Genomic DNA, 11,228 nt, shown 5'->3' on the forward strand with positions numbered 1-11,228 from the left:
CGTGCGAGTGGTGTCGCTGGTGCCGTCGCTTACCGAGGCGGTCGCGGCGACGCGGCCGGAGGTGCTCGTCGGCGCGACCGACTGGTGCACGCACCCGGCCGGGCTTGACGTCTCCCGGGTCGGTGGCACGAAATATCCCGACCTGGACCGGGTGCTGGCTCTGGCCCCCGACCTGGTGCTGCTCAACGAGGAGGAGAACCGGCTGGCCGACGCGGAGACGCTGCGCGCGGCCGGCGTACCGGTCCGGGTCACCTTCCCGCGTACCGTGCCGGAGGCCCTCGACCAGCTCGGTGAGCTGGTCGCCGCGCTCGGGGCCCCGGCCGAGCCGCCGTGGCTGCGCGCGGCCCGCCGGGCCTGGGCCGCGCCGCCCGAGCCACCGCGCGTCCGGACCGCGGTGGTGCCGGTGTGGCGGCGCCCGTGGGTGGTCCTGGGCCACGACACGTTCGCCGGGGACGTGCTGCGCCGGCTCGGGGTGGTCAACGGCTGGGCCGGCGATCCGGAACGCTATCCCCGCCCGACGCTCGACGAGCTGCGGTCCCGGGCGCCGGAGTTGGTGGTGCTGCCGGACGAGCCGTACCGGTTCACCGCCGACGACGGGCCGGAGGCGTTCCCGCAGGTGCCCTCGGTGCTTGTCTCCGGCCGGCACCTCACCTGGTACGGCCCCTCGCTGGCCGAGGCGCCCGCGCTGCTCGCCGCCCAGCTCGCCGCCCCGGTCTGACCCGGTCGCGGGCCGACCGGACCGGCCCGGGACGGGACCAAGGACCCGGTCACCCGGCACCGACGGCCCTGCTCCCGGCCGGCGCCCGGCGGTGGAATGGAGATGCCACCGAAGCGCGGTGTCAGGCACAGAAGGGACGTGGACACCATGACCGCGACACGCGAGCGGATCCCCGCCACCACCACCGCTCCGGCGGCTGAGACCCCCCGCCAGAAGGCCACCCGGTACGTCTGGGCCGGGCTGCGCATCGCCCTGGGCTGGGTGTTCCTCTGGGCCTTCCTCGACAAGATGTTCGGCCTGGGGCACGAGACCCCGGCGAAGAACGCCTGGATCAACGGCGGCAGCCCGACCAAGGGTTTCCTCGGCTTCGGCGTGGCCGGCCCGTTCGAGGGCGTCTACCACGACATCGCCGGCGCCGCCTGGGCGGACTGGCTGTTCATGCTCGGCCTGCTCGGCATCGGCGTGGCCCTGCTGCTCGGCATCGGCACCCGGATCGCCGCCGTCGCCGGCGGGCTGCTGCTGGTCCTGATGTGGACGGCCGTGCTGCCCCCGGAGAACAACCCCGTCATGGACGACCACCTCATCTACGCGGGCCTGCTCGCCGGCCTGGCGCTCGTCGGCGCCGGCAACACCCTCGGCCTCGGCCGGACCTGGGCGACGCTCCCCCTCGTCCAGCGCTTCCCCTGGCTGAGGTGAGGGCAGGTCGCCCGGGGCGGGCGTCGCCGGTCGGCGACGCCCGCCCCGCCGCGCGTCCCCGACGTCGGCGGTGAGGCGGGTACCGGCGCGTATCGGTCGGTCACGATCGGGCAGGATCGACGGTGATTACCCCGTCAGCACCGAGGAGACCCGCTCATGGAGAAGCCCGAGGTTGGCCCGATCGAGGGCGCGCCGCCCGCCGATCTCGTCGTCGAGGACATCACTGTCGGCGACGGCCCGCAGGCCCAGGCCGGCCAGCTCGCAAGCGTGCACTACGTGGGCGTGGCCCACTCCACCGGCCGCGAGTTCGACGCCTCGTGGAACCGGGGCGAGACGTTCGAGTTCCCGCTCGGCGGCGGCCAGGTCATCGCCGGATGGGACCAGGGCGTCATCGGCATGAAGGTGGGCGGCCGGCGCCGGCTCACCATCCCGCCGCACCTGGGCTACGGCGCCCGGGGCGCCGGCGGCGTCATCAAGCCGAACGAGACGCTTGTCTTCGTGGTGGACCTGCTCGGCGTGCGCTGAGCGCCGTTCGACCAGCGGGCCGTCGGCGTGGCGCCGGCGGCCCGTCGGCGTTCAGGCCGCCGCGCGGAGCAGCTCCGGACCACGGCCCGACTCGCGCACCGGGACGACCCGGTGCAGGCCGGTCACCCGCAGCACCCGGGCCACGACCGGCTCGGGGTCGACAAGCACCAGCTCCCCGCCGCGGGCCCGCACCCGCAGGTGGGCGGCGGCCAACGCGCGCACCCCGGCGGCGGAGAGCAGGCGCACGCCGGACAGGTCGACCCGCAGCACCGGCCGCGCCGGCGCCGCCCACAGCGCGGCCCGGAACGCCGACACGGTGGCGATGTCGATCTCGCCGACCGGGCGCAGCTCGACCACCTGGTCGCGCACGTCCATCGCCACCGCGAAGCGGTCGCCGCTGTCTCTCATACCGTCAAACCTACCCCCGCCCACCGACAGTTTCCGCTGCTCGCGGACGGGGTTCCGGGTAGCGCCCGGGTGTCGACCCGGAGCCGTCTCAGGGTCATCCCGCAGCCGCTCGCCCGGGTGGGCCGGCCCGCCCGCGCGGGGGCCGGCCCGCGGGCGCGGGCCGGCCCCGGTCGTTCCTCCCCCGGTTCAGCCGCCGCTGTTGCTCCTGGTCGGCGTGGGCGCGGGCGACGACCCCCCGGCCACCGCGCCCGGGTGCGGCGTCGCGCTCGGCGTGGGCTTCAGGCTCGCCGGTACGGGCAGCGCGCTGCCCTTGGCGAACTCGTCCCAGCTGACGTTCCAGGCGGTGAAGCCGTTGCCCTGCTGGAGCTTCACCTCGGTGCCCTTGACGGTCACCAGGTCGCCGACCTGGGTGACGCCCATCAGCCAGTCCGCGCCGGCGGCCGAGACGTTCGTGCAGCCGTGCGAGGTGTTGTTGTAGCCCTGCTCCCCCTCGGACCACGGCGCCGAGTGGATGAACTCGCCACCCCAGGTCAGCCGCTGTGCGTCGTCCACGTCGACCACGTAGCCGCCGTCCGGTTCGCCACGCGTGTCGAACGTGGTGTGCTCGTGCTTCTCCATGATCACCATGGTGCCGCTGGAGCTCGGCGTGCTGGGCTTGCCGAGGCTGACCGGCAGCTTCTTGAGCACCTTGCCGTCCTGGTAGACCGTCAGCTGCTTGGTGGTGTTGTCGATGTCAAGCGACACCCGCCGGCCCACCCTGGCGGTCGCCACGTGATCGGCGTCGCCGACCGCCTCCCTGCCGATCGGCAGCCCCTCCAGCGCGCTGCGCACGCTGATCTTCGTGCCGGGCTTCCACTGGTCGGGGGCCCGGTACTCGGCCTGCTTGCCGTCGGACATCCACGACCAGGCGCCCGGCTGCGGCGGGTCGGTCTTCACGAACAACCGCCGCTGCACGTCCGCCCGCGCCTGTTCCGGAATCGGCGGGTCGAAACCGAGCACCACCGGCATCGCCGTCCCGTACGTCTGTTTGTCCTGGAAATACAATTCGCTGGTGACGGCCGGTTTGGTGGATTTGGCCATCGTCGTGAACGTCGTCTTCCGCGTCGCGGTCTTCCCGGAATCGCCGGTCACGGTCACCTCCGCCGTGTACGTCCGGGAATTCGCCAACGGACGGTCCGGCACCCAGCCCGATCCGTCCTCGCGCGGCTGCGCCGCCACCGGGCGGCCCTTGTCGTCGGTCAGCTTCACGCCGGTCACCTTGCCGTTGCTGACCTTCGTGCCCACCTCCGCGCTGATCGGCACGTCGCGGGCCCGGTCGGCAGGCGTCACCGTGACCGACGGCGGCGTCGCCTCGGCCTTCCGGACCACCGACTTCGGGCCGGCGGTGCACGCGCCGACCGCGAGTGGCGCGATCGCGACAGTCACCGCGAAAAGCGTCAGACGCCGCCTCACAAACATATGTCGCCCCCCATTTCCGGAACCCCCTCGCCCACATTCTGTAGGCCCGGCGTCACCGAGTGGCGCCTTCGGCGGAATTGCTCGGAAAAGAGCTCGGGATTCAACTTAGATCTTGGTACGAAATGGCCCCTGGAGGGGCCATTTCGTACCAAGATCCGTTGCGGGGCGGGCGGTCAGACGTTGGCCACCAGCAGCGCGGGCCGTTCCACACAGTCGGCCACGTGACGCAGGAAGCCGCCGGCCACCCCGCCGTCGCAGACCCGGTGGTCGAAGGTGAGGCTGAGTTGGGTCACCTTCCGGACGGCGAGCTGCCCGTCCACCACCCACGGCTTGTCCACGATCCGGCCGACGCCAAGCAGCGCCGCCTCCGGGTGGTTGATGATCGGCGTGGAGCCGTCCACCCCGAACACGCCGTAGTTGTTGAGCGTGAACGTCCCGCCGGTCAGCCGCGCCGGGGGCAGCGTACCGGCTCGGGCCGCCGCGGTGGTCTCGCCGAGCGCGGCGGCAAGCTCCCCGGTGGTGAGCCGCTGGGCGTCGCGCAGCACCGGCACGACGAGCCCCCGGTCGGTCTGCGCGGCGATGCCCAGATGCACCCCGGCGGACTGGACGATCCGCTGCCCCTCGGTGTCGACACGCGCGTTGAGCTGCGGATACTTCCGAAGGCCGCTGAGGCAGATCCGGGCCAGCAGGGCCAGGATGCTCACCGGCGCGTCAGGCGTGGCGGCGTTGATCGCGGCCCGGGTCTCCAGGAGCCCGGTGGCGTCCACGTCCACCCAGATGGTCACCTCGGGGATCTCCCGGCGACTGCGGGAGAGCTTGTCGGCGATCACCTTGCGGATGCCGGTGAGCGGGATGACCACATCGCCGTCGGCGGCCGGGGCCAGCCCGACATGCGCGGCCGGCGCGTCCGGCACCGCCGCCAGCCGGGCCGCCGGGGCGTCCGCGGCGAACTCCACGTCGCACCGGCGGATCACGCCGCCCGGACCGGTGCCGCGCAGCGACGCCAGATCGACCCCGCGTTCCTTCGCCAGCCGTCGCACGATGGGCGAGATGACAAGCGGCGCAGCGACCGGCGCCGAGGGACCGGACCCCGCCGCGGCGGGCGGGTCCGGCCGTTCCGGCGGGCCGGGCTCCGGGGCGACCGTCAGGCGCGGGCGGCGTCGCCGCCGGCCCGGGCCGCCGTGCCCGGTGCCGTACCCGATCAGGACGTTGCCGGAGCCGGCCCGCTCCTCCTCGCGGTAGGTGGCGTGCGGGTCCGGCGCGTCGCCGCCGTCGAGCGGGGCGATGGTGACCAGCGGCTGGCCGACCGGACGGACCTCACCCTCCGCGCCGTGCAGGGCGACGACCCGGCCGGGGTACGGGCAGGGCACGTCGACCACGGCCTTGGCGGTCTCCACCTCGACCACGCTCTGGTCCACGGTCACCACGTCGCCGACGGCGACCCGCCACTGCACGATCTCCGCCTCGCTCAGCCCCTCGCCCAGGTCCGGCAGGAGGAAGTCACGGGTTCCGACAGTGCTGGTCATGCCGTGCCGACCGGGCATGCCCTCACGGCCCTCGCTGCGCTCGGTGCGTTCGGTCATGCCGCCACCCACCGGGTGTCGGGCCGGTCGTCCCACTGCAACCGGGCCACGGTGTCGAGCACCCGGTCCACCGAGGGCAGGTGGGTGTGCTCAAGCATCGGCGCCGGATAGGGGATGTCCAGCCCGGACACCCGCAGCACCGGCGCGTGCAGCGCGTGGAAGCAACGCTCCTGGACCCGGGCCGCGATCTCGGCGCCGACACCGGCGAAGCCCTGCGCCTCCTGGATCACCACGCAGCGGCCGGTGCGGCGCACCGACTCGGTGACGGTGACGTCGTCGAACGGCACGATGCTGCGCACGTCGACCACCTCCAGGTCCCAGCCCTCCTCGCGGGCCGCCTCCGCCGCGGCCAGCGCCACCGGCACCGCCGGGCCGTACGCGACGAGCGTGGCGTCGGTGCCGGGGCGGCGCACCACGGCGGTGCCGATCGGCGCGGTGCGCGCCGGCAGCTCCGCCTCGGCGCTGCCGAAGTAGAGCTTCTTCGGCTCCAGGAACACCACCGGGTCCGGGTCGTCGATCGCGGCCCGCAACAGCGAGTACGCGTCGTCGACGGTGGCCGGGGTGACCACCTTCAGCCCGGGGGTGTGCGCGTAGTACGCCTCGGACGAGTCGCAGTGGTGCTCCACGCCGCCGATGCCCCCGGCGTACGGCACCCGGATGACGATCGGCACGCTGAGCGCGCCGCGGGTGCGGTTGCGCAGCTTCGCCACGTGCGAGGCGATCTGCTCGAACGCCGGGTACGCGAACGCGTCGAACTGCATCTCGACCACCGGCCGCAGCCCGGACATGGCCAGGCCGACCGCGAAGCCGACGATGCCCGCCTCGGCGAGCGGCGTGTCGAAGCAGCGCTTGTCGCCGAAGCGGGCCTGCAACCCGTCGGTGATCCGGAAGACGCCGCCGAGCTGGCCGACGTCCTCGCCGAAGACGACCACCCGTTCGTCGTCGAGCATCGCGTCGGCGAGCGCGGCGTTGAGCGCCTTCGCCATGGTCGTGGTGGCCATCAGGCGTCCCCCTCCTCGTCGTCGGCCGCGGCCAGCTCGGCCCGGACCAGTTCACGCTGCTCGATGAGCTGCGGCGTCGGCTCGGCGTAGACGTGGTCGAAGAGGCTCAGCGGGTCCACGGTCGGCTGCTCGTCCATCCGGCGGCGCAGCGTCGCGGCGTACGCCTCGGCCTCTTCGGCGACGGCCGCCACCGCGGCGTCGTCGAGCACGCCCCGGGCCCGCAGGTACGCCTCCAGCCGGGCGATCGGGTCGCGGTCGCGCCACGCCTCGACCTCGTCGGCGTCGCGGTAGCGGGTCTGGTCGTCGGCGTTTGTGTGCGGCTCCATCCGGTAGGTGTGTGCCTCGATCAGGTAGGGGCCCCGGCCGGACCGGGCGTGCGCGAACGCGCGGTTCAGCACCGCCAGCACGGCCACCGGGTCGTTGCCGTCGACCTGCTCGCTCGGCACGCCGTAGCCGACGCCCTTGTAGGCCAGGCTCGGCGCGGCGGTCTGCCGGGACAGCGGCACACTGATCGCGTACTTGTTGTTCTGCACCAGGAAGACCACAGGCGCTTTGAACACGGCGGCGAAGTTGACGCCCTCGTGGAAGTCGCCCTCACTCGTGGCGCCGTCGCCGATGAACGTGAGCGCCACGGTGTCCCGCCCCTGGTACGACTCGCCGTAGGCCAGGCCGGCGGCGTGCACGCACTGGGTGGCGAGCGGGGTGCACTGCGGCGCGGTGCGGGTGGCGGCCGGGTCGTACCCGCAGTGCCAGTCGCCGCGCAGCAGCGTGAGCACCTCGACCGGGTCCAGGCCGCGGGCGGTGAGCGCCATCGACTCCCGGTAGGTGGGGAAGACCCAGTCGGTGTCGCGCAGCGCGAGCACGCCGCCGATCTGGCATGCCTCCTGGCCCCGGGCGGACGGGTAGACGGCGAGCCGGCCCTGCTTGGTCAGGGCGGTGGCCTGCGTGTCGAAGCGACGTCCGACGACCATCCGGCGGTACATCTCGCGCAACGTCTCCACCGGCGGTTCGGGGTAGTCGTCGCGGGGTGGCAGCGGGGTGCCGTCGGGGTCGAGCAGCCGGACCGGCTCGGACTGCGGGAGCAGGCCGGCCGACGGGTCTTCGGCGGCCGGGGTGGCCGGCCGGCGGGTGCGCGGGGATGCCCTGCGGACCGCCTGGGGTGTGGTCGTCACGGCGGGGACCTCCTGGACGTGTGGTGGGCCTATGCTCCTGCGGATGGATGATTGACTCAACATCCGCGACGAACGCGGGACGACTGGCACGGAAGGGTGAGCGAAGTGAGCCAGGAGACCGGGACCACAGCGGGCGCGGCGGGCGGAACGGGACGTTCGGCCGGGCCGCTCGACGAGGTGGACCGGAAGATCCTGCGGGAGCTGGTCGCCGACGCCCGCCTCTCGATCCGGACGCTCGCCGAACGGGTGCACGTCTCGCGTACCAACGCGTACGCCCGGGTGGAGCGGCTGCTGCGCGACGGGGTGCTCACCGGCTTCACCGCGCGGGTGGCGCCGGAGCCGGCCGGGCTGGGCACGTCGGCGTACATCGCGTTGACCATCCAGCAGAACACCTGGCGGGAGGTCTCGGCCGAGCTGGCCCAGGTGCGCTACATCGAGCACGCGGCGCTGCTCAGCGGCGAGCACGACGTGCTGGCGCTGGTCCGCGCGCCGGACAACGCCACGCTGCGGGACGTGGTGCTGGACCGGGTGCAGAGCATCGCCGGGGTGCTCTCCACCCGCACCTGGCTGGTGTTCGAGGAGTTCGACGGGACGCAGAGCCCCTGGGCCTGACCCGCTACCGCTCCGGCGGCGGCTCCAGGCCCTCGGAGTCGGCCAGCTCCAGCAGCGGCTCCAGGGAGAACCGGCGCCCGTCCAGGCCGGCGTGCGGATCGCCGCGTTCGGCGAACCGGGCCGGCATGCTGAGCACGTCGAAGTCCTCCGGCCGGGCGTCGTCAAGCTCGGCCCAGTCAAGCGGCGCGGAGACCAGCGCACGCGGGGTGGGCCGGATCGAGTACGCCGAGGTCATCGTGTGGTCGCGGGCCATCTGGTTGTAGTCGACGAACACCGGCCGGTCGCGCTGCTCCCGCCACCACGTGGTGGTGACCACCTCGGGCAGCCGGCGTTGCATCTCCCGGCCCAGCGCCAGCACCGCCCGCCGGCACTCGCCGAAACTCCACCGCGGCTCGATCGACACGTAGACATGGATGCCCCGGCCGCCGGTGGTCTTCGGGAACCCCGCCAGGCCCAGCTCGGCGAGGAACGCCCGCACCTCGTGGGCCACCGGCACCACCCGGGCGAACTCCACCCCCGGCATCGGGTCGAGGTCGATGCGCAGCTGGTCGGGATGCTCCACGTCGGCCTTCGACACCGGCCACGGGTGGAACCGCAGCGTGCCGAGGTTGGCCGCCCAGATCACCACGGCCAGTTCGCTCGGGGCGACCTCGTCGGCGGTCCGGCCGCTGGGAAACGTGATGTGCGCGGTGCGCACCCAGTCGGGCGCGCCCGCCGGCAGCCGTTTCTGATAGAACGCGTCGCCCTTGTTGGTCTGCCGGGTGGCCACCTTCGCGCCCTCGAACACCCCGCGCGGCCAGCGCTCCAGCATCGTCGGCCGGTCCCGCAGCGCGCGCAGGACCCCGTCGCCGACGGAGAGGAAGTAGCGGACCACGTCCAGCTTGGTCAGCCCGCGCTCCGGGAAGTAGGGCTTGTCGGGGCTGGAGACGCGGACCAGCCGCTCCCCCACCCGGATCTCCTGCGCCGCCGTGGTCGCCACCGCACCACGGTAGCGACCCTGCCCGGTCGTGCGGACCCGCTCACCGGGACTCCGCCGTCACCCCCAACCGGATCCAGGCGTCCACCCAGGCCCGGACCGCCGGTTCGCCGGGGTCGACGCCGAGCGTCCCGGCCAGCTCGGCAAGCGCCGCGCCGCAGCGGTCCAGGCCGACCTCGGCCAGGGTGCCGGCGCTCGCGCCCAGCCGCCCGGGGAAGCCGGCCGGCAGGTGCCGCAGGCCCGTGTGCGCGGCCTCGGCGAGCAGCGCCGACGCCGTACCCAGTGCCGCCGCCACCGGATCGGGGCGGGCGGCGACCGCGCCGGCCAGCCGCCCGTCCCCGGCGCCGGGCGCCAAGTCGGGTACGACCACCGCGTCGGCGACCACCGCCAGCGGCTCGACCACGAGCCCGTCGGGGCCGCGGCGCACCGTGCCGCTGACGTAGCGCGGCGGCCCGTGCGTGCCGTCGAGCGCCGCCGCGAGCGCGTCCAGCGCGCCCGGCGCGGCACCGTGGTGCGTCGCGGTCACCGTCGCCGTGCCGCCGTCGGCCCCGGTCACCGTGGCGTCAAAGCGCTGCTCACCGGCCGCGTACCCGATGGCGCGCACCTCGCCGAGCGCGAGCACACGGACGGACTCGGCGGCGGCGCGGGGACGCAGCAGCCGGGGCGGTCGCGCCGCCAGTTCGGCGGCGAGCGCGTCCGGGTTACCGGCCAGCAGGCCGGGCGGCAGCCCGGACCACTCCCCGGCGCCGGGGGTGACCGTGGTGCGGGCCAGCCGTCCGGCGGCGAACCGGAGCCGGTGCGCGGCGCTGCGTACCGCCGACTCGGAGACCACGTTGCCGGTGGCGAGCGTGCCGAGCGTGGCTCCGGCGACCCGCCGCCCGGCCAGCTCGTGCCCGGTGGGCGAGCCGTCGGCCGCCGGGAAGGTGCGCCGCAGCACCAGCACCGAGACGGCCGCCGGATGGGCGAGCACCACGTCCACGGCGACCTCCCCGGCGCTCTCCCGGACCCGGGCGCCGAGACCGGTCAGCCGCAGCCGTCGCAGCGGCGTCTCCGCCGGTTCGTGCGCGCCGAGCACCCGCTCCGGCGGTGTCGCGCCCGCGTTCACCACCGCGCGCCGCCGTGCGGGCAGTTCGGCGAGCAGCTCGGCCAGGGTCTCCGGGCGGTACCGGGCGCCGCGGGTGGCGTACGCCCGCAGTTGCCCGGCCAGGTCCTCCACCGCCAGCAGTGGCCAGCGCAGCCCGGCCGCGTCGAGGTCCCGCCGGACCGCCGCCAGCCGGGTGTCCACGCCGGCGCCCAGGTGCGCGGCACCGGTCAGCAGCACGTCGCCGGCCAGCGCCACCGCCGCGTCCAGCGCCGGCAGGTCCGCCACGGTGGCCGGCCCGCCGACGCGCACCTGGACCTCGGGCCGGTCCGGGTGCTCCCGGTCGGCCGCCCGGCACGCCCACACGGCGAGCGCGATCGCCTCGCCACCGTCGTCGGCCGCGTCGCCGCGCGCGTACCCGATCTGGTGGGGCACCAGGAAGCGGACCGTGCCGGTGGGCAGCTCCACCCGCGGGACCGGGTCGGCGGCGTCCGGTCGCCGGACCACGGCCGGATAGCCGCGCCGCCGCCGTCGCCCGGCGGCGGCGAGCGCGGGCGCGCCGACCACGGCGGCCAGCTCGTCGTCGGTGACGTCCCCCGGCGACCAGCGCCACGGCTCGCCACCGCCGGCCGGGCTGTGCCGGTCCGGCACGGCCTCCCGGCCCGGCGGGGCGTCCCGGTCCGGCGTGGCGTCCCGGTTCGGTGTGGCGTCGGCGTGTGTGCGCTGGTAGGTCAGCACGGCGGCGAGCAGGTGCCGGCACAGGCCCGGCGCGGGGCAGGAGCAGCGACCGGCGTCCAGACCGACGCCGTCCCCGGGCAGCTCGACTGTCACCCCGTCCGGGTACGCGGCGCGCACCGCGCCGTCGGCGTCCTCGGTGAGCGTGGGCCACCCGCCGGCGTCGACGTCCTTCGTGGCGCGCCTCACCAGGCCCCGGTTACTGAGCGCGGTCAGCACGTCCGGGGTGAGCGCGATCAGGTCGGCGCGGGTCATGCCTCGTC

Annotated in this window: 11 protein-coding genes; 4 read left to right on the top strand and 7 right to left on the bottom strand. The window is 74.8% G+C overall.

Going from position 1 to position 11,228, the window contains the following annotated elements:
• The first annotated feature begins 1 nt into the window (after window position 1).
• From SM450_RS10510 to SM450_RS10520, 3 genes are all read left to right on the top strand, one after another.
• Window positions 2-718 (top strand): helical backbone metal receptor, encoded by a 717-nt coding sequence (locus SM450_RS10510; protein ID WP_474619511.1) that lies wholly within the window; start codon window positions 2-4, stop codon window positions 716-718.
• A 138-nt stretch (window positions 719-856) separates the two neighbouring features.
• Complete coding sequence (locus SM450_RS10515) at window positions 857-1,414, top strand: DoxX family membrane protein (protein ID WP_474619512.1); 558 nt, start codon at window positions 857-859, stop codon at window positions 1,412-1,414.
• 156 nt (window positions 1,415-1,570) lie between these two features.
• On the top strand, window positions 1,571-1,939 hold the full coding sequence (locus tag SM450_RS10520; protein WP_282282593.1) for an FKBP-type peptidyl-prolyl cis-trans isomerase: 369 nt from the start codon (window positions 1,571-1,573) through the stop codon (window positions 1,937-1,939).
• Between the two features lie 51 nt (window positions 1,940-1,990).
• Here the strand turns inward: SM450_RS10520 and SM450_RS10525 are convergent, their stop codons facing one another.
• The 5 genes from SM450_RS10525 to pdhA all read right to left on the bottom strand — a co-directional run bounded on the left by SM450_RS10525 (window position 1,991) and on the right by pdhA (window position 7,594).
• The gene (locus SM450_RS10525; RefSeq protein WP_474619513.1) at window positions 1,991-2,347 is read right to left on the bottom strand and encodes an anti-sigma factor antagonist; all 357 of its coding nucleotides are present in this window, start codon (window positions 2,345-2,347) and stop codon (window positions 1,991-1,993) included.
• A 186-nt stretch (window positions 2,348-2,533) separates the two neighbouring features.
• Entirely contained in the window at window positions 2,534-3,805 is a 1,272-nt protein-coding gene (locus SM450_RS10530) for a L,D-transpeptidase (RefSeq protein ID WP_474619514.1), read from the bottom strand.
• 173 nt (window positions 3,806-3,978) lie between these two features.
• Window positions 3,979-5,331, bottom strand: coding sequence for a dihydrolipoamide acetyltransferase family protein (locus SM450_RS10535; protein ID WP_474619649.1), 1,353 nt, complete (start codon window positions 5,329-5,331; stop codon window positions 3,979-3,981).
• 53 nt (window positions 5,332-5,384) lie between these two features.
• Window positions 5,385-6,389 carry an alpha-ketoacid dehydrogenase subunit beta gene (locus SM450_RS10540; RefSeq protein WP_474619515.1) on the bottom strand — a complete coding sequence of 335 codons (1,005 nt, stop codon included), beginning with the start codon at window positions 6,387-6,389 and terminating at the stop codon, window positions 5,385-5,387.
• Window positions 6,389-7,594 carry a pyruvate dehydrogenase (acetyl-transferring) E1 component subunit alpha gene (gene pdhA, locus SM450_RS10545; protein ID WP_474619650.1) on the bottom strand — a complete coding sequence of 402 codons (1,206 nt, stop codon included), beginning with the start codon at window positions 7,592-7,594 and terminating at the stop codon, window positions 6,389-6,391. Before pdhA ends, SM450_RS10540 begins: the two co-directional genes overlap by 1 nt.
• Before the next feature lie 72 nt (window positions 7,595-7,666).
• On the opposite strand from pdhA, the gene SM450_RS10550 reads away from it, so the two are divergent.
• A complete protein-coding gene (locus tag SM450_RS10550; protein ID WP_474619516.1) occupies window positions 7,667-8,173 on the top strand; it encodes an Lrp/AsnC family transcriptional regulator in 507 nt (168 codons plus the stop codon).
• A 4-nt stretch (window positions 8,174-8,177) separates the two neighbouring features.
• On the opposite strand, the gene SM450_RS10555 is transcribed toward SM450_RS10550, so the two are convergent.
• The gene (locus SM450_RS10555; protein ID WP_474619517.1) at window positions 8,178-9,152 is read right to left on the bottom strand and encodes a DNA polymerase domain-containing protein; all 975 of its coding nucleotides are present in this window, start codon (window positions 9,150-9,152) and stop codon (window positions 8,178-8,180) included.
• A 40-nt stretch (window positions 9,153-9,192) separates the two neighbouring features.
• Window positions 9,193-11,220: an SWIM zinc finger family protein gene (locus SM450_RS10560; protein WP_474619518.1), complete on the bottom strand. Its 2,028-nt coding sequence runs from the start codon at window positions 11,218-11,220 to the stop codon at window positions 9,193-9,195.
• Between the last annotated feature and the right edge of the window lie 8 nt (window positions 11,221-11,228).

This window comes from Micromonospora marincola (genome assembly GCF_056150385.1).